Origin of the sequence: Carnobacterium sp. (genome assembly GCF_040274945.1) — a bacterium.
Taxonomy (GTDB): Bacteria; Bacillota; Bacilli; order Lactobacillales; family Carnobacteriaceae; genus Carnobacterium_B.
In genome coordinates this window covers 465,227-483,250 of the sequence record NZ_JBEMAR010000001.1, presented here as the reverse complement: position 1 = coordinate 483,250, position 18,024 = coordinate 465,227, and the positions used below count along the sequence as shown (strand labels likewise).

The 18,024-nt window shown below is 33.4% G+C and carries 18 protein-coding genes; 15 read left to right on the top strand and 3 right to left on the bottom strand.

Annotation, left to right across the window (positions count from 1 at the left end; translation table 11 throughout):
• Positions 1 to 5: 5 nt before the first annotated feature.
• The 6 genes from ABS916_RS02305 (at position 6) to pepF (ending at position 6,893) form a co-directional block, all read left to right on the top strand.
• A complete protein-coding gene (locus ABS916_RS02305; RefSeq protein WP_350450351.1) occupies positions 6 to 1,091 on the top strand; it encodes an ABC transporter ATP-binding protein in 1,086 nt (361 codons plus the stop codon).
• 1 nt (position 1,092) lies between these two features.
• Positions 1,093 to 2,034 carry an ABC transporter ATP-binding protein gene (locus tag ABS916_RS02300; RefSeq protein ID WP_350450350.1) on the top strand — a complete coding sequence of 314 codons (942 nt, stop codon included), beginning with the start codon at positions 1,093 to 1,095 and terminating at the stop codon, positions 2,032 to 2,034.
• Positions 2,035 to 2,468: 434 nt separating this feature from the next.
• Entirely contained in the window at positions 2,469 to 2,867 is a 399-nt protein-coding gene (gene spxA, locus ABS916_RS02295) for a transcriptional regulator SpxA (RefSeq protein WP_350450349.1), read from the top strand.
• Positions 2,868 to 3,019: 152 nt separating this feature from the next.
• A complete protein-coding gene (locus ABS916_RS02290; protein ID WP_350450348.1) occupies positions 3,020 to 3,691 on the top strand; it encodes an adaptor protein MecA in 672 nt (223 codons plus the stop codon).
• Positions 3,692 to 3,818: 127 nt separating this feature from the next.
• Positions 3,819 to 4,994: a competence protein CoiA gene (locus ABS916_RS02285; RefSeq protein WP_350450347.1), complete on the top strand. Its 1,176-nt coding sequence runs from the start codon at positions 3,819 to 3,821 to the stop codon at positions 4,992 to 4,994.
• A gap of 84 nt (positions 4,995 to 5,078) precedes the next feature.
• Positions 5,079 to 6,893 (top strand): oligoendopeptidase F, encoded by a 1,815-nt coding sequence (pepF, locus tag ABS916_RS02280; RefSeq protein WP_350450346.1) that lies wholly within the window; start codon positions 5,079 to 5,081, stop codon positions 6,891 to 6,893.
• A gap of 67 nt (positions 6,894 to 6,960) precedes the next feature.
• Here pepF and ABS916_RS02275 read toward each other — a convergent pair whose 3' ends face one another.
• Together ABS916_RS02275 and ABS916_RS02270 are read right to left on the bottom strand one after the other, a co-directional pair.
• Positions 6,961 to 7,647, bottom strand: coding sequence for a DsbA family protein (locus ABS916_RS02275; RefSeq protein WP_350450345.1), 687 nt, complete (start codon positions 7,645 to 7,647; stop codon positions 6,961 to 6,963).
• Between the two features lie 188 nt (positions 7,648 to 7,835).
• Positions 7,836 to 8,408 carry a CYTH domain-containing protein gene (locus ABS916_RS02270; protein WP_350450344.1) on the bottom strand — a complete coding sequence of 191 codons (573 nt, stop codon included), beginning with the start codon at positions 8,406 to 8,408 and terminating at the stop codon, positions 7,836 to 7,838.
• Between the two features lie 160 nt (positions 8,409 to 8,568).
• On the opposite strand from ABS916_RS02270, the gene yjbM reads away from it, so the two are divergent.
• The 6 genes from yjbM to ABS916_RS02240 all read left to right on the top strand — a co-directional run bounded on the left by yjbM (position 8,569) and on the right by ABS916_RS02240 (position 13,720).
• The gene (gene yjbM, locus ABS916_RS02265) at positions 8,569 to 9,228 is read left to right on the top strand and encodes a GTP diphosphokinase (RefSeq protein WP_350450388.1); all 660 of its coding nucleotides are present in this window, start codon (positions 8,569 to 8,571) and stop codon (positions 9,226 to 9,228) included.
• 57 nt (positions 9,229 to 9,285) lie between these two features.
• On the top strand, positions 9,286 to 10,098 hold the full coding sequence (locus tag ABS916_RS02260) for an NAD kinase (protein WP_041556152.1): 813 nt from the start codon (positions 9,286 to 9,288) through the stop codon (positions 10,096 to 10,098).
• Complete coding sequence (locus ABS916_RS02255) at positions 10,088 to 10,999, top strand: RluA family pseudouridine synthase (protein ID WP_089978818.1); 912 nt, start codon at positions 10,088 to 10,090, stop codon at positions 10,997 to 10,999. The genes ABS916_RS02260 and ABS916_RS02255 overlap by 11 nt, the downstream gene beginning before the upstream one ends.
• A gap of 44 nt (positions 11,000 to 11,043) precedes the next feature.
• Positions 11,044 to 12,393 carry a magnesium transporter gene (gene mgtE / locus ABS916_RS02250; RefSeq protein ID WP_089978821.1) on the top strand — a complete coding sequence of 450 codons (1,350 nt, stop codon included), beginning with the start codon at positions 11,044 to 11,046 and terminating at the stop codon, positions 12,391 to 12,393.
• Positions 12,394 to 12,465: 72 nt separating this feature from the next.
• On the top strand, positions 12,466 to 13,488 hold the full coding sequence (locus ABS916_RS02245; protein WP_350450343.1) for a ComEC/Rec2 family competence protein: 1,023 nt from the start codon (positions 12,466 to 12,468) through the stop codon (positions 13,486 to 13,488).
• Positions 13,478 to 13,720 carry a DUF3006 family protein gene (locus tag ABS916_RS02240; protein ID WP_350450342.1) on the top strand — a complete coding sequence of 81 codons (243 nt, stop codon included), beginning with the start codon at positions 13,478 to 13,480 and terminating at the stop codon, positions 13,718 to 13,720. The genes ABS916_RS02245 and ABS916_RS02240 overlap by 11 nt, the downstream gene beginning before the upstream one ends.
• A gap of 54 nt (positions 13,721 to 13,774) precedes the next feature.
• Here the strand turns inward: ABS916_RS02240 and ABS916_RS02235 are convergent, their stop codons facing one another.
• Positions 13,775 to 14,209 (bottom strand): GNAT family N-acetyltransferase, encoded by a 435-nt coding sequence (locus ABS916_RS02235; protein WP_350450341.1) that lies wholly within the window; start codon positions 14,207 to 14,209, stop codon positions 13,775 to 13,777.
• A gap of 154 nt (positions 14,210 to 14,363) precedes the next feature.
• On the opposite strand from ABS916_RS02235, the gene ABS916_RS02230 reads away from it, so the two are divergent.
• The 3 genes from ABS916_RS02230 to ABS916_RS02220 all read left to right on the top strand — a co-directional run bounded on the left by ABS916_RS02230 (position 14,364) and on the right by ABS916_RS02220 (position 18,015).
• Complete coding sequence (locus tag ABS916_RS02230; RefSeq protein ID WP_350450340.1) at positions 14,364 to 15,398, top strand: M42 family metallopeptidase; 1,035 nt, start codon at positions 14,364 to 14,366, stop codon at positions 15,396 to 15,398.
• 21 nt (positions 15,399 to 15,419) lie between these two features.
• Positions 15,420 to 16,514, top strand: coding sequence for an AI-2E family transporter (locus ABS916_RS02225; RefSeq protein WP_350450339.1), 1,095 nt, complete (start codon positions 15,420 to 15,422; stop codon positions 16,512 to 16,514).
• 145 nt (positions 16,515 to 16,659) lie between these two features.
• Entirely contained in the window at positions 16,660 to 18,015 is a 1,356-nt protein-coding gene (locus ABS916_RS02220) for an FAD-dependent oxidoreductase (RefSeq protein ID WP_350450338.1), read from the top strand.
• Positions 18,016 to 18,024 lie beyond the last annotated feature (9 nt).

The window sequence follows — 18,024 nt, the reverse complement described above, 5'->3', positions numbered from 1 at the left end:
AATGAATGAGCAATGTATTAGAAATTAAAGATTTAGAAATCACATTCGACACCTATGCTGGTAAAGTAAAAGCTATCCGTGGTGTCAGTTTTGATTTGAAAAAAGGTGAAACATTAGCTATTGTAGGGGAATCCGGTTCAGGTAAATCTGTTACCACTCGTAGCATTATGCGTTTGCTTTCACAAAATGCAAATATTGAAAATGGAGAAATCCTTTTTAATGGTGAAGATCTTATAAGAAAATCTGAAAAAGAAATGCAAGCTATTCGTGGTAAAGAAATTGCGATGATTTTTCAAGATCCGATGACATCTCTTAATCCAACAATGACTATTGGAAAACAAATTTCTGAACCTATTCGTTTGCATCAAAAGCTAAACAAAGAAGATGCAAGTAAAAGAGCGTTAGAATTATTAAATCTAGTTGGCTTACCAGACGCAGAAAGACGTATGAAACAATACCCTCACCAATTTTCTGGTGGGCAAAGACAACGTATTGTTATTGCAATTGCTCTTGCATGTAATCCTGAAGTGCTAATTGCTGATGAACCAACAACAGCTTTAGATGTAACAATTCAAGCACAAATCTTAGATCTTATGAAAGAACTACAAAAGAAAATTGCAACTTCTATTATCTTCATTACACATGATCTAGGTGTAGTAGCTAACGTTGCAGATCGTGTTGCAGTTATGTATGCAGGTAAAATTATAGAAATTGGAACAGTGGATGAAATTTTTTACAATCCTCAACACCCATATACATGGGGACTAATCAGTTCTATGCCTACCTTAGAAATTACTGAAACACTTTATGCTATCCCAGGTACTCCTCCAGATTTATTGGACCCGCCAAAAGGGGATGCGTTTGCTCCACGAAATGCATTTGCGATGAAGATCGATACAGAGTTAGAACCACCATACTTTAAAGTTTCTGAAACGCATTTAGCTTCAACATGGTTATTACATCCCGATGCACCAGCCGTTGAACCGCCACCAGAAATTAAAGCACGTCAAAAAATTTATGAAGAAAAATTTGCCCCACTCCATGCATCTTTAAAAAATGCTAAGACTGAAGTCAAAGGAGGGGTAAATTAAGATGGAAAATAGAGAAAAGATTTTAGAAGTTAGAGGTCTAAAACAATATTTCAACAAAGGAACAAAAAATGAAGTTCGCGCCGTAGATGATGTTACTTTTGATATCTATAAAGGTGAAACTTTTGGTTTAGTTGGCGAATCTGGTTCAGGTAAATCAACAACCGGTCGTTCGATCATTCGATTGTATGATCCAACATCTGGAGAAATTGATTTTGAAGGTACCAAAGTTCATGATATTTCTGGTAAAAAAGATATGTTGAAATTCAGAAGAGAAATGCAAATGATTTTTCAAGATCCATATGCATCTTTGAATCCAAAAATGAAAGTTCGCGATATCATTGCAGAAGGTATCGATATACATGGTTTAGCTACTTCTACGGAAGACAGAAATAATCAAGTAAATGAACTGTTAAAGACAGTAGGGTTAAACCCAGACCATGCTTCTCGTTACCCACATGAGTTTTCAGGTGGACAAAGACAACGTATTGGTATTGCAAGAGCTCTTGCAGTTAAGCCTAAGTTTATCATTGCTGATGAACCAATTTCTGCATTAGATGTTTCAATTCAAGCACAGGTTGTCAATTTATTAATGGAATTGCAAAAAACTCAAGATTTAACGTTCTTGTTTATTGCCCATGATTTATCGATGGTTAAATACATCAGTGATCGTATTGGTGTAATGAATACCGGTAAATTACTTGAATTAGCACCTGCTGATGAAGTGTACAATACTCCATTACATCCTTATACAGAAAGCTTGTTGTCTGCTGTACCTTTACCAGATCCTGAATATGAGCGTAATCGTGTGCGTACTCCTTATATTCCTCGTGAATCAAATGGAGAACCTGAAGAGTTACGTGAAATTTCTCCAGGACATTATGTTTACTGTAGAGAATCTGATGTAGCTGCTTTGAAAGAAAAGAAAGCAAGCTACGCTAAATAATTGAGTAAAAGCTACAAAGAAGACTAAAATAGTCATCTTTGTAGCTTTTTTTATTACTAAAAAAGAATAAATAGTTTATAAAATTATTTTAGCAATAGAGAATGCTTGTAAATAAATACAAGCTGAACAAAATAATGTTTAATTCAAAACATTATTTTATTTAGAATGAATTTTTATTTGTATTCATTATCATTATCCTTATTTAAGAGGAAACCTTATTAAATAAGGGTTTTCTATATTTAAATGTGAACTAAAAAAACTTTACTCTGTAAAATTAATGTTAAAATTAAGTATAAGTGACAAAAAGATGGCAAAAGGGGTAGTAATTTTAAAATGAATGTTTTATAATAATCTTGTAAGGCATTTCATAGTTTCATTAACAGTCCTCAATTTTTTTGAACGATCTATCTGATTAAAAAAGGAGAGAATAACATATGGTAACTTTATATACATCGCCTAGTTGCACATCGTGTCGTAAAGCAAGAGCTTGGTTAGAGGAAAACAATATTACTTATAAAGAGAGAAATATTTTTTCTGAACCACTGACGATTGATGAAATTAAATCGATCTTAAGAATGACAGAAGATGGTACAGAAGAAATCATTTCGACCCGTTCTAAAGTATTTCAAGAACTAAATGTTGATCTTGATGATTTACCTTTAAATGAGTTGTTCGATTTGATTCAAGATAACCCAGGACTTTTACGTCGACCAATTATGGTAGATGAAAAAAGATTACAGGTTGGATATAATGAAGATGAAATCCGTCGCTTCTTGCCTCGTGAAGTAAGAGCACTTGAATTAAAACAAGCACAACTGATAGTTGGATATTAGTAATGTGGTAAAACTACACATCCCAAAGGATGATGTAGTTTTTTTTGGCACTTTTAACTTTACATTTTATTTATTTCCTTTAGAATGGTTATATAGATTATTCATTAGTTGAAATGGTTTAACGATGAAGAAAAGAAATGAGGTGTAGGACTATGGAAATGGAACACATTAACGAAAACACCATCCGAGTATTGATTGAGAATGCTGATTTAGAAGAAAGAGGCGTAACATTTTTAGATCTTTTAGGAAATCACAAACAAATTGAAAATTTCTTTTATAGTATCTTAGAAGAAGTGGATGTTGACGAACAATTCCATGAATCTGATGCCATAACATTTCAAGTATTGCCAAATGGAAATGGACTAGAATTGTTTATTAGTAAAGGTGGACCATTAAACGACCAATTAGACTTTTCTTCAGCATCTGAGAATCTTAACTCAGATGAATTCTCTCAATATATAAAAAAACAAATGGTACAAAATTTAGAAAAATCCGAAACTGATATTGATGAAACCGCAAATCAAATTGAAGAGGAAATAAAAGAAGTTGTTTTGAAATTTAATCAGTTTGAAGATATGATTGAATTATCAAAAATGATGCATGTTGATAAGGCTCGTTCTAATCTCTTTCTTTACAAAGAAAGCTACTATTTAAATCTAGTCTTTTTTGTTAATGAAATGACAGAAAGAAGTGCTGAGGAAGAAATCGCTCTTGCGCTAGAGTTTGCTGAAAAAACGCCTATTACTCAAGGTGTTTTAGAAGAACATGGCAAAATACTAATGGAAAAAAATGCATTAGAGTTAACACGTCACTACTTTAAATAAACTAAATAGTATTAAATTGGAAATCAAAGAAAGGTTATCTTTCTTTGATTTTTTTGTTTGTTAGTAGCGTTCTCACCTTCTTTGCGGATAGTTTAAATAGAATAGCAAAGAGAGGGGATTAATTAGAATGTTAGTTGCAGTAAGTAAGGGAAATCAATATGTTAATGCATTAGATGTGCAGAAAAATGAAAAACAAAAAAGGGACTATTACTGTCCAAGTTGTAAAGAACCGGTTTTTCTTAAAAAAGGATTAATCAAACAAGCACATTTTACTCACTTTCGAAAAAGTGATTGTACTGTTTTTTCAGAAGGAGAAACTCAAGAACATATTTTAGGAAAAAAAATACTTTATCGCTGGTTTACACAACAGGAAATGCCTTGTCAACTTGAAGCCTATTTACCAAATTTAAAGCAGCGGCCAGATTTATTAATTTGGCTAGATGAACAGACGCCAGTAGCTTTAGAGTTTCAGTGCAGTGCTCTTTCTGCTGAAAGAATGATGGAACGAACATCAGGCTATATTAAAAATGGATATAGAGTTTATTGGATATTAGGACAAAATTTCCAATTAAAAGATAAATTAACAAATTTTCAGCGATTATTTATACAGGAACATAACAAAATAGGGTGTTATTTTTTAGAATTGCATGTAGAATCAAACGATATTGTCATCCATTATGACATCAGTCAAGAAGGAAATTCAGCATCTATAATTTCTCAATGTCGTCATTTAAAGATAGATGAAACCACTAGTTTAAATACCGTAATACAACAAATCTTGCTTTACTCAACAAATAACCAAATAGATCCTAAAAAAAAGTTGATTCAAAGTCATTATTATTTAAATAGGGGGAGGAACTATCAAGTACCGATAATAGTGGACTTCCAAAAATACATTTATAAAAAAGGCGATTCGTTGGTTTCATTGCCTCTAGAAGTGTATCTGCCCGTGAAAAATCAATTATTTATCAAAACACTTTCTTATTTTTGGAAATACCAGTTTCTAGAATGGATAATGGAAAGAAACAGCGGGGACATTATAACTAAAAAAGAAATTATCCAAAAAACTACAATAATGATAACAAATAATGAGCTCAATTTTTATATTATGCCTCTCATCTCTGATGAAAGTAAAAGAAAGTGCATCATACATTTTATCACGTTATTGAACAAACGCGGCGTACTAATAGCTATTTCTCATTCAGAATGGATGGTACAAAAGGAGCCACAGAGATATAAAAATGAAAATGAAAAGATAACCGCTTTTTTAAAGTTAGATAATTCTCTTATCATGGATTCATAAGAAAGAGGATTAAAGGAATTTTTCTTTATTTTAAGGTAGTTTATGGTAAGATTGATGATAAGATAATTCCGAGGAGGTCTTTTAATGAGTGAATCAAAAAAACTGCCAACAAGAAATAAAGTACCTAATGAATTGACATGGAATCTAGAAGTTATTTTTCAATCCGATGATGACTTCAAAAAATCTTATAAAGAACTTGAAGATAAAATAGGATTTGTTACATCTTATAAAGGAACGCTTGATAACGGATCAGACAGGTTTTTAAAAGCTATTCAATCTATTTTAGATTTATCAAATCAATTGGAAACATTGTATGTCTATGCTCAATTAAAAAATGATCAAGATACAACAAACTCAATCTATCAAGGAATGTATGAACAAGCTAGTAAATTAGCTACACAGGCTAATGAAGCCATCTCATGGTTTGAACCTGAAGTTTTAGAATTGTCAGAAGAAAAAATAGCCCACTATTTTAGTGAGAATGAAGATTTAGTCATTTACAAACATTTTATCGAACAATTAACTGCTGCTAGAAAACACGTTTTGAGTGCCAATGAAGAAGCATTGTTAGCAGGGGCAGGAGAAATTTTTAATGCTTCAAGTCGCACATTTAGTATTTTGAATAATGCAGATATAACTTTCCCAACCATTAAGGACGAGGAAGGAAACAATATTCAGTTATCACACGGTGTATATGGACAACTAATGGAAAGCACTGATCGCTCTGTTCGCGAATCAGCTTTCAAACAGCTATATAAAGTGTATGAAGGGTTACAAAATACTTTTTCAAGTACTCTTTCCTCACACGTTAAATACCATAATTACAATGCAAAAGTCCATCACTATCAATCTGCACGTGAGAAAGCATTAAGCAACAACCATATACCAGAAGCTGTATATGATACTTTATTAGATGTTGTTTATGAGCATTTACCATTGCTGCATCGCTATGTTGCTTTGAGAAAAGAATTACTAGAGGTAGAAGAACTTCATATGTACGATATGTATACTCCAATAAGTGGTGAAGCAGGAATTAAGTATACGTATAAAGATGCCCAAGCAGAAACATTAAAAGCATTAGAACCTTTGGGTGAAGATTACTTATCTGTACTGAAAAAAGCATTTAATAACCGTTGGATTGACAGTGTAGAAAATGATGGGAAAAGAAGTGGAGCCTATTCTTCTGGATCATACGATACGAATCCTTATATCTTATTGAACTGGCATGATTCTTTAAATCATTTGTATACGCTGGTCCATGAACTAGGTCATAGTGTTCACAGCTATTATACAAGAACGAATCAACCCTATGTCTATGGTGATTATTCTATCTTCTTAGCAGAAATAGCTTCCACTACAAATGAAAATATTTTAACAGATTATTTATTAGAGACACAAAAAGATCCAAAGGTTAGAGCGTATGTACTGAATCATTATTTAGATGGATTTAAAGGAACTATATTTAGACAAACTCAATTCGCGGAGTTCGAACATTTTATTCATGAAGAAGATGCAAAAGGAACACCTTTAACAAGTGAATTTTTATCAAATTATTACGGTGATCTAAATGCCCGTTATTATGGGCCAGATGTTGTAAAAGATCCTGAAATAGCTTTCGAATGGACTAGGATACCTCATTTTTATTACAATTATTATGTTTATCAATATTCAACTGGTTTTTCAGCTGCTACAGCTTTAGCTGCTAAGATTGTCAATGGTGAAGAAGGTGCTTTAGATAACTATTTAAATTATTTGAAATCTGGAAGCAGTGATTATCCTATTGAAGTAATGAAAAAAGCAGGCGTAGACATGACTAAGAAAACATATCTAGAAGATGCTATGAAAGTTTTTGAATCTAGATTAAATGAATTAGAAGAGCTTATTGAAACCTTAAAGTAAAATACATCAAAAAAAACTGAGCCAACAGGCTCAGTTTTTTTTGATGTATGGACTAAAAAATAAATGATTACAATACTTGCAATGAAGCTTTATTAATTGAACGAATACCATTTTTAGAAATCATTTGATTTCTTGCTTCGATGATTAATGGGTTAGGGTTATGCAAGGCTTGAAGCAATTCAACGGTGATGCCTTCTTCAATTAATAAACCATGATCTTTATGTTGATCACTAAATAATACACAAGAAGGAGCGTTAAAAGCATTCATTTCACGAGCTACTTTTTGATCAGCTTCAAAGGAAGTTTTTGTAAATTCTAATTCTTTATCTTCAAGAAACATTGGAATATCTAATTTAACTTTTTTAGCTGCTTCTAAAACAAGAGCTTCTGAAAAAGATTTTTTTTGTTCAATTAGTGCATCTTGCAGTTCTAGTAAAAAATTACGTCCTTTTTTCTTTCCTTGCATTGTAGCAGCAGAATAATAAAGACAGATATCGTAAGTTACAGAACATACAGCATTACGTAAGTTTAAATCACTTTTTGATAAATTATTTGTAGTAAGGTACTGAGTAACGGTACTTAAATTATGAATTGGAATAAACTGAACGCGTATTTTACCAGTAGATTTTTCAACAAACTTCAAAACTTCTTTTTCAGCTTGTAAGCAACGGGAGTCAATTGGATTAATAAATAAATAAATTTCAATCATTTCATTATGAGTGGATTCATTTTTTGTATGTGTAGTTGAGAACATTTATTTTCACCTTAGCCTTAGTCTTTGATTTTATATTTATATACATGGTCTTTTTGTTAACAAATATACTTTATCAAAAATAGCTAAAAAAATATAATAAAGGGCCTTGTTTTTGGACTAAAATTCGTATGAATTGTAACAAAGTCGCCACATTTTAGATGAAATCCTTTAATAGCAATGATAAACTGCTATATTGATTCCATCATTCGAACAATTTTATTCTTGGTGGGTCTTTTTTCTATTGAATATTTCTTTAGAAATTGTTCAAAATAAACTTTCCCAGTTGCACGAGAGGCTGCTTCAAATTCCAATTCGTAGTCCTTATTAGTGCCATATGAACTTTCATCTAATACAATAAGTCCTTGAGGAATCCTTTTTTCACACCGCTTAGTTGTTAAGGATCCAAATAAACGCAAATTTTTTGGATCGATTTGTAATTCAACAAGTTTGTTTGCTACATAGCCATCTGTTTTAATAGTTTTTGAATTTAAAAATTGCTGTGCTTCTTTTAATGATAAAGGGTCAGTTGTTTCTAATAAATCTTCCCCAAGAGGTGTCTTTAAGGTTAATTCAGCAGAAGTTGCAAATAAACGAATACGCAAAGCCGAGTGTTTATTTTTTAATTTCCAATCTTTAGTATCATAATAATGATTTTCTTGAATATAACAATCATTTTCAGACAGGTTTAAGTCCTTTAATAAATTAGTGTATTCTGTTTTTGTTAAACTATTTTTAAATTCAATCTCTATTTGCTGAGTCATTCAGTTATTCTCCTTTTAAATTAATTTAATGAGTCTATTTATTTTATCATTTAATTTCTATTTTAGTCTATTTCTCCTTTTAGGGGAAATATGGTAAAATGAAGCCGTATCACACTTTAAATAGTGTAAATCATAAGTTCCTAAAAGAGGGTATAAAATGATGGATCAAAATTGGGAAAATTTTTTAACACCTTATAATCAAGCTGTTGAAGAGTTAAAAATTAAATTAAAAGGTATTCGCAAAGAATACAGTAGAAGTAATCTGCATGTACCAATTGAATTTGTTACTGGAAGAGTAAAGCCAGTGAATAGTATTATTGGAAAAGCGGCATTAAGGAATATTTCTTTTGAAGATCTAGAGACTGAAATGCAAGATATAGCAGGACTAAGAATAATGTGTCAATTTGTAGAGGACATTCATGAAGTCGTTAGTTTGTTAAGAAGTCGAAATGATATGAAAATCATTGAAGAACGAGATTATATCTCAAATAAGAAAGAAAGTGGTTACCGTTCCTATCATGTTGTGTTTGAATACCCAGTGCAATTAATTCATGGTGAAAAAAGAATCCTTGTTGAAATACAGGTGCGGACGTTAGCTATGAATTTTTGGGCAACGATTGAACATTCGTTAAATTACAAATATCAAGGTGAGTTTCCGGATGCCATCAATGTCCGGTTAAAAAGAGCAGCAGAAGCCGCTTTTCAATTAGATGAAGAAATGTCTCAAATTAGAGAAGAAATCCAAGAAGCACAGCACTTATTTTCTCATAATAAAAGAACAGCAATCAATAAAGCACCTGAAAACAATGATTTTTTTTAATGCATATTGATTGAAGCTGCTACAGCAACATGTTTAAATGAAAAAGGGGGGACAACTTTGAAAATAGCAGTAGTTAATAATAATGTTGAGCAATCTTTAAAGCTAGCCGAACAATTTCGTATACTCTGTTTGAAGAACCGTCTTCAGTTAGATGATAAAAATCCAGATGTCGTTGTAACGATTGGTGGAGATGGAACGCTGTTGTCCGCCTTTCACAGGTATGCCCATATGCTTGATCAAGTCCGCTTTGTGGGCGTACATACAGGGCATTTAGGCTTTTATACCGATTGGCGAGACTATGAACTAGAAGATCTCGTCGCAAGTCTTCTTAAAGATAAAGGTGAAAGTGTCAGTTACCCGTTGCTTGATGTAAAAGTGACCTATCAAGGACAAAAGGAACCTTCTCACTTTTTATCCTTAAATGAATCAACAATGAAACGTATAGACGGGACTATGGTGTGTGATGTCTTTATAAAGGACGAGTTGTTTGAGCGGTTTAGGGGAGATGGGATGTGTATCTCAACGCCTACTGGTTCAACAGGTTACAATAAGTCTGTTGGAGGAGCTGTTATCCATCCACGTCTTGAAGCATTGCAGTTAACTGAAATTGCACCTATTAATAATCGCGTTTTTCGCATCTTAGGGTCTCCTTTAATTGTGGCACGAGATGAATGGATCAGAATAAAACCACTTACTACAGAAGGATTTGTTTTAACGATTGACCAGTTAACCTCTTCTGAGAAGAATATTACTGAATTAACTTATAGCATTGCGAAAGAACGCATTCACTTTGCTCGATACAGACATACTCATTTCTGGAGTCGAGTTGAAGATGCTTTTATTGGAGCGAAAAAAAAATATGAAATTTAGTTGGAGTTATGATTTGCCAACTAGTTTACAAGTGAAGTCATTTCTAAAAACAAAAGGAATTTCACGTAGTTTACTAGCAAAAATAAAGTTTCATGGAGGAAAGATCGAAGTTAATGAAACGGAGGTAACGGTACGCTATCTTTTAAAAAGCAAAGATACTGTGCAAGTTACCATCCCTGATGAAGCGCCTCATGAAACAACTGTCCCTATTGATATTCCTATTGATATCGTATACGAAGATGAGCACTATTTGGTTGTAAATAAACCATATGGGGTAGCCTCAGTCCCTTCTCAAGTACATCCTGAAGGAACTATGGCTAATCGCGTCAAGGGCTATTATGTACGTCAAAATTACGCTGATCAGGTTATTCATATTGTGACTAGACTTGACCGTGACACCACAGGCCTTATGTTGTTTGCTAAACATGGATACGCACATGCACTAATGGATACTAAATTAAGAGCTAAAGAAATTACAAAAAAATATACTGCCTTAATCGGTGGGCAGTTGAACAAAGCTGAACATGGATTTATTGATGCGCCAATCGCCCGCACCACTGATTCAATTATTACTAGAAGAGCTCATGATTCTGGAAAAGAAGCGTTAACTGAATATTGGATCAAAGGATCTTTTCCACAAGCTACTTTAGTTGATATTCAATTGCACACCGGCAGGACCCACCAAATTAGGGTACATTTTGCCCATATCGGTCATCCATTAATGGGTGATGACTTATATGGTGGTGAAAAAAATACTTGGATAACTAGGCAGGCGCTGCATTGCAGAGAACTGAACTTTAGTCATCCTTTTACAAATGAACAAATAAATCTTGAACTTAATTACCCAGAAGATATTACCCAATGGCTACATCAACATGAACAGCAAGAGGTTAATAGTTAATGGAACGAACTTAGAAAGGGGTGTAGCCCTTGAAAGAAGTACAAATGGAATTTGAAGAACAAATAGAACAACTAAAAGATTATTTGGCTGCCCAAGATATCATCTTATTTAGAGAGAGATTTTTAGAATTGCACGTTTACGAACAAAGCCAAGTGTATCTTTCTTTATCCGACAATGAACGATTAGACTTATACAATTTTTTATCTCCTAAAGAAATGGCAGATATGTTTGAAGTCCTTGAGGAAGAGGAAGAGTCAGTTGAAAAATATTTAGAAGAAATGAATCCTCAGTATGCTGCAGATATGTTAAGCGAGATGTACAGAGATAATGCAGTAGATATGTTGAATCAATTAGAACCAGCAACAATCAAAAAATATTTAAGTTTAATGCCTTCAGAAGATGCGGATGGAATTAAAAAATTATTGAATTATGAGGACGATACTGCAGGTTCAATAATGACAACTGAGTATGTTTCAATTTTTGCGAATCAAACAATAAAATCAGCTATGGCCATTTTAAAAAAGAAAGCGCCAGAAGCTGAGACAATCTATTATGTGTACGTGGTAGAACTGAATAGAAAATTAGTGGGCGTAATCTCATTAAGAGATTTAATCGTACATGAAGACGATGAAATGATCTCCGACATCATGGGAGACCGCTTAGTGTACGTCAATGTGAATGATGACCAAAGAGATGTAGCACGTACAATGCAAGACTATGACTTTTTAGCTATTCCAGTAGTAGACAATGAAGAACGATTAATTGGAATCATCACGATTGATGATATTATTGATGTAATTAATGATGAAGCCGCCAGCGATTACTCTGGGTTGGCTGGGGTCGATGTAGATGAAAAATCTGAAAATCCATTTGTTGTCGCTTCAAAAAGACTTCCATGGTTAATCATATTATTATTCCTTGGCATTGGCACATCTACTTTAATTAGCAATTATGAAGAAATGATCAGTGAGGCAAGCATTTTAGCTGTTTTTATCTCGTTAATCACAGGAACTGCGGGTAATGCAGGAACCCAATCATTAGCTGTAGCGGTCCGTAAATTAGCAGACAGCGATGATAACAAGAGAAGTTTTAGAAAATTAATTTTGAGTGAAATAGCATCTGGTTTAATTACCGGTGTGGTGACGGGAGTTACGATTTTTTTAGCAGTAGGACTATGGCAACAAAATTACATTTTAGGATTAGTAATTGGTATTGCAATGCTGGCGGCTATCACAATCGCCAACCTTGCGGGTAGTTTTATACCTATCTTAATGGAAAGAATAGGATTTGATCCGGCAGTGGCTAGTGGCCCTTTTATCACGACACTCACAGATTTAACTAGTGTGCTGATATACTTTAATATTGCTGCATTATTTATGAATTATTTAGTCTAGAACTGCATTACTGAAATAGTAAATACAACTAAACAAGATAGAAGTATTTGCGCTAGAAGAGGATGAACATCTGTGGCAAATAGAAAGAAAAAAAAGATCACAAAAAAACAAAAAGAACAAAGAACAAAATTAATTTCCACCGGTGTCGTACTCTTATTGGTTTTCTTCATGGGATTATTTCTAGGAGAAAATAAACAGTCTGATCTTTCTTTAAGTGGAAAAATAGAGCAGTTTAAAGAAGAACTGATCACAATTTTTCAGGCAGAAGAAAAAGAAGAAGTAGATAAGACAAAAAATCAAGAAACAACGATCCGTTTTTTAGATGCAAATCAAGGATCAGCAACTCTTATTCAAGCGAAAGACGGAACAACTATTTTAATAGATAGCGGGCGTTATGAAGATAAAGATAAGAAAATTATTCAACAGCTTGATGAATATGTTGGAACAGGCGGAACGATTGATCTTCTTGTATTTACTCACAATGATTCAGATCATATTGGGTATGGAGATCTTATCATCAATTATTATGATGTGAAAGAAGTCTGGATGAATGGAAATGATGCCACCAGTAAGATTTACGAGCGGGTACTAGATGCTGTAGATGCAAGTAATGCAATCTATACTGAACCTAAAACAGGAGAAAAGCATCAAATTGGGCCTTTTCAAATCGATGTACTAAGTCCTAATGACCAGTCAGATAATGACCAAAATGATGATTCGATCGTGACCAAAATTACTGTTAATCAAGTAAGTGGATTATTCAGTGGAGATGCCTCTCAAAATATTGAAAAAGAAATTGTTGAATCTGGAGCAGATGTAACAGCTGATTTCATTTTAATGGGACATCATGGATCAGACACTAGCACTGGTGAAGAATGGGTTCAGGCAAGTCAACCTGAGTTGGCAGTCTTTTCAGCAGGAGAATCGAACAGCTATGGACATCCTGGTAAAGAAGCGCTTGGCCGATTAAGAAAACTGGCTATTCCGATTTATGGAACAATCGAAAATGGTACGATTACTTTAACGGTTCATGAAGATGGAACCTGTAGTATTCAAACTGAAAAGGGAGAGAATCCTGATGAAGATGGTGCTTGAAGAAATAGAAGGTGAATTGGCTCGTTTCATACCTGATGAAGGGCCTTTAATTCATGTGAAAAAAGATTGCTTACCAGAAAATTATCGCATTGGTGAGTTGTATGAAGTGACTATCGAAGATGAACAAGTTATTGTTATTAAACCTTTAAAAAAAGAAACAGAGGAAAGACTTGCTAAAATGAAGCAAAAGAGAGCAAACCTTTTAAATAAAAAACAACACGAAAAGCATTGAAAAACATCTTCTGTTTTTCAGTGCTTTTTGTGTGTGCAGGAATTTATTTGATGATTAATCTAACTTTTTTATCATTAAATGATGGGGGATGCCCGCATCCATAAAACCTTCACCTTCAACGTGATAACCTAATTTTTCATAAAAAGTTAAGGCATGGTCTTGTGCATCAAGCATGAGTGTTTTAAATTCCTGTGCTTTAGCATACCGTTCTATCTCCATCATTAGTTCATGACCTAAATTCTTTTTACGAAAGTTCATTAAAACGGCTACTCGTTGGATTTTGAATGTAGTTGTATTTTTTTTATAGATTCTTGCTGTGGAAACTGCTTTATTTTCTAAGTAGCCGATGACATGGAGTGTTTGATTTTCTAAGTCATCAATTTCTAATTCTGGTGGAACAAGTTGTTCTTCTACAAATACTTTTTTTCTGATTTTTATAGCATCCTTATAGTTGATAGAGCTTAAATCCGTTGTCCAAATAAATTCCATAATACCCCTTCTTTCTACATAGTTAAAATCGTACCATAACTAATAAAAGGAATCTATAAGAAAACAGCTACGGCTTTTATTCAGAGCTTCTTTATTTATTTCAATGAATGAACTATACTAAAGAGTATAATTCATAGGAATGGTGGTTAATGTAATGAATGAAAAAACGATTCAACTGGTTGAAAAATTAACAACGATCCCTTCTCCAACAGGGAATACGTATGAAATTATCGCTTTCATTGAAAACTATTTAAAACAAATAGGATATGAAGCAAAAAAAACAAATAAAGGTAGTTTAATGGTTACCGTAAAAGGAACAAACCATCAAAAACAACGGTTTGTAACAGCTCATGTGGACACATTAGGAGCAATGGTAAGAGCAATCAAACCAAATGGACGTCTTAAATTGGATTTAATTGGTGGGTTTCGTTACAACGCTATTGAAGGTGAGTATTGTACGATTCATACAGCTAAAGGAAATATATCTGGTACGATTCTGATGCACCAAACTAGTGTACACGTTTATAAAGATGCAGGAACTGCTGAGAGAAATCAAGATAATATGGAAGTTCGGATTGATGAAAAAGTACACACTAAAGAGGAAACAAAAGCACTTGGTATTTCTATAGGAGATTTTATTAGTTTTGATCCTAGAACTGAGATTACAGCTAACGGCTATATTAAATCGCGTCACTTAGATGACAAAGTAAGCGTAGCTATACTATTGCAATTTTTAAAAAAAATAAGTATTGAAAAAATAAACTTGCCTTATACAACTCACTTTTATATTTCAACGAATGAAGAAATTGGGTATGGGGGGAATTCGAATATCTCTGATAAAGTGGTCGAATATTTAGCGGTTGACATGGGTGCAATGGGAGATGACCAACAAACAGACGAATACTCTGTGTCTATATGTGTCAAAGATGGAAGTGGTCCTTATCATTATGAAATGAGAAAAAAACTAACTCAAATTTGTGAAGATGAAGGAATTCCTTACCAACTCGATATTTATCCTTTTTACGGGAGTGATGCATCTGCAGCTATGAAAGCTGGTGCTGATGTTCGTCATGCGTTAGTAGGTGCAGGAATCGAAGCTAGTCATGCTTATGAAAGAACCCATGTGGAATCGATCACAGCAACAGAACAATTGATTGAGCAGTATCTAATGAGCAATATGCTAGATTAACCGGAGAGGACTAACTTTTTTATGGATTATTTTAAAAAATCAAAATTAATGTTTTGGACAGTTTGGCTATTGGTTAGTGCAACATTAATATTTATGAGCACTAAAATTGAGTTTATTTTTCAACCATTGACAACATTTGTTTCGACATTGTTTACACCACTTATTGTAGCAGGTTTTTTATATTACTTATTAAATCCAGTAATTGGCCAATTAGAAAAAATCAAAATCAAACGAAAATATGGAATCATCATCGTTTTTCTACTATTCCTTGGTTTTGTAGTATTTTTAGCTGTTTCAGTTATTCCTAATTTACTAGAACAAGTTGGGCAATTAATTACGAGTATACCGTCATTTTTAAAAACTTTAGAAGATTTTTCTAATGAACTTTTACAAGGACCAATGCTTGAAAACTTTGATTTAGAAAAAAGTTTAGGTACTATGGATCTTTCCATTGAAAATATTGCCAATACAATTTTCACAACATTGACTGCAAGTGTTGGAACTTTAGTAGGCGCGTTGGCGAATACTACAATTGTCATTTTTACTGTGCCGATCATCTTATTCTATATGTTTAAAGATGGAAAAAACTTTCGACCAGCGGTGGCTAAATTTTTTCCAAAAGAGTACAGAGGTCAAATGATTGAATTATTAGGCCAAATGAATGAGACAATTGCTTCTTATATTAGCGGTCAAGCCTTAGTCTGTTTATTTGTAGCAATATTTACGTATTTAGGTTATTTGATTACAGGAATGCCTTATGGACTATTGTTAGGGATCATTGCAGGAGTTACAAATATTATTCCTTATATCGGTCCTTATATTGGGGCAGCCCCTGCAGTCTTTATCGCTTTAACGATTTCTCCAACACAAGCTTTACTAGTAGCGCTCGTAGTATTAGTGGTGCAACAAATTGACAGTGCGTTTATTTCACCAAATGTGATTGGGAAAACATTATCAATCCATCCATTAACCATTATTGTATTGTTGTTAGTTGCTGGAAATATTGCAGGTATTCTTGGAATGATCTTGGGAGTTCCAACGTATGCGGTAGTTAAGACAGTTATTGTTTATTTAAGAGATATGTTTATGATCAGAAAAAAACATGCTTCAACTTAAAAAAGATCATATAAATTGTTGTTTTCTTTATAGAGTTTGTGATATAGTGTTCAGAGTGAAAGCATGAACACTATATCACAATTTTTTTTTGTGGTAAATGAATGCAGTCATATAATTTAAATGGCCTTATAGGAGGATACAAATAATGAAAGTAGTCGTTATCGGATGTACACATGCTGGTACCTCAGCTGTAAAAACAATATTAAAAGAAAACCCATCTGTGGAAGTATCTATTTTTGAAAGAAATGATAATGTTTCGTTCTTATCTTGCGGGATTGCAATGTATGTTGGTGGAGTTGTGAAAGATCCAGCAGGTTTGTTCTACTCAAACCCTGAGGAATTAACTCAAATGGGCGCAAAGGTTAACATGGAACACAACGTTAAAAGTATTGATACGCAAGCTAAAAAAGTAGTTGTAGAAAACATGAATACTGGAGAAGTATTTGAAGAATCTTACGACAAATTAGTAAATACAACTGGATCTTGGCCTATTACACCTCCAATTCCTGGTATCGAAACTAAAAATGTTTTATTATGTAAAAATTATAATCAAGCAGAAGAAGTAATCAAACAAAATCAAACAGCTAAAAAAGTAGTTATTGTTGGTGGAGGATACATTGGTATTGAGTTAGTAGAAGCATTTGAACAATCAGGTAAACAAGTAACTTTAATTGATGGATTAGACCGTATTCTTAATAAATACTTAGATCCAGAATTTACGGATGTATTAGAAAGCACTTTAGAAGAACGTGGAATTAAATTAGCATTGAACCAAGCGGTTACGTCATTTAATGCTGATGAAAATGGTGCAGTTAAATCTGTAACAACTCCAGTAGGAGACTACGAAGCAGACTTAGTTATTCTGTGTGTAGGATTCCGTCCAAACAATGAATTATTAAAAGGTAAAGTTGACATGATGCCAAATGGCGCAATCCTTGTTGATGATTACATGAGAACAAGTGATAAAGATATTTATGCAGCTGGAGACAGTTGTGCAGTTCATTACAATCCAAACGGCGGATCAGCTTACATTCCTTTAGCAACTAACGCTGTTCGTATGGGTACTTTAGTAGGTAAAAATATTATTGAACCTAAAGTAAGATACAGAGGAACACAATCGACTTCAGGTCTTTACTTGTTTGGATATAACATTGGTTCGACTGGGGTAAATGTTAATAGTGCTGCACACTTTGGTTTAGATGTTCGCGCAGTTTTCGTTAAAGACAACTACCGTCCAGAATTTATGCCAACAACTGAAGAAGTCTTTATGAAATTAGTTTATGAAGTAGGAACAAACCGCATCGTTGGTGGACAAATTATGTCTAAATATGATGTAACAGCTTCTGCCAACACACTTTCACTAGCTATTCAAAACAAAATGACTATTGAAGATTTAGCATATGTTGATTTCTTCTTCCAACCATATTTTGATCGTCCTTGGAACTACTTGAACATTTTAGCTCAAGCAGCATGTGATCAAGAAGACCAATTAGCTAAATAATCTAATAGA

Bases quoted from the DNA above. Each gene is read 5' to 3' on its own strand.
- ABS916_RS02305 (WP_350450351.1), top strand. From the start codon at position 6: ATGAGCAATGTATTAGAAATTAAAGATTTAGAAATCACATTCGACACC.
- ABS916_RS02300 (WP_350450350.1), top strand. From the start codon at position 1,093: ATGGAAAATAGAGAAAAGATTTTAGAAGTTAGAGGTCTAAAACAATAT.
- spxA (WP_350450349.1), top strand. From the start codon at position 2,469: ATGGTAACTTTATATACATCGCCTAGTTGCACATCGTGTCGTAAAGCA.
- ABS916_RS02290 (WP_350450348.1), top strand. From the start codon at position 3,020: ATGGAAATGGAACACATTAACGAAAACACCATCCGAGTATTGATTGAG.
- ABS916_RS02285 (WP_350450347.1), top strand. From the start codon at position 3,819: ATGTTAGTTGCAGTAAGTAAGGGAAATCAATATGTTAATGCATTAGAT.
- pepF (WP_350450346.1), top strand. From the start codon at position 5,079: ATGAGTGAATCAAAAAAACTGCCAACAAGAAATAAAGTACCTAATGAA.
- ABS916_RS02275 (WP_350450345.1), bottom strand. From the start codon at position 7,647: ATGTTCTCAACTACACATACAAAAAATGAATCCACTCATAATGAAATG.
- ABS916_RS02270 (WP_350450344.1), bottom strand. From the start codon at position 8,408: ATGACTCAGCAAATAGAGATTGAATTTAAAAATAGTTTAACAAAAACA.
- yjbM (WP_350450388.1), top strand. From the start codon at position 8,569: ATGGATCAAAATTGGGAAAATTTTTTAACACCTTATAATCAAGCTGTT.
- ABS916_RS02255 (WP_089978818.1), top strand. From the start codon at position 10,088: ATGAAATTTAGTTGGAGTTATGATTTGCCAACTAGTTTACAAGTGAAG.
- mgtE (WP_089978821.1), top strand. From the start codon at position 11,044: ATGGAATTTGAAGAACAAATAGAACAACTAAAAGATTATTTGGCTGCC.
- ABS916_RS02240 (WP_350450342.1), top strand. From the start codon at position 13,478: ATGGTGCTTGAAGAAATAGAAGGTGAATTGGCTCGTTTCATACCTGAT.
- ABS916_RS02235 (WP_350450341.1), bottom strand. From the start codon at position 14,209: ATGGAATTTATTTGGACAACGGATTTAAGCTCTATCAACTATAAGGAT.
- ABS916_RS02230 (WP_350450340.1), top strand. From the start codon at position 14,364: ATGAATGAAAAAACGATTCAACTGGTTGAAAAATTAACAACGATCCCT.
- ABS916_RS02225 (WP_350450339.1), top strand. From the start codon at position 15,420: ATGGATTATTTTAAAAAATCAAAATTAATGTTTTGGACAGTTTGGCTA.
- ABS916_RS02220 (WP_350450338.1), top strand. From the start codon at position 16,660: ATGAAAGTAGTCGTTATCGGATGTACACATGCTGGTACCTCAGCTGTA.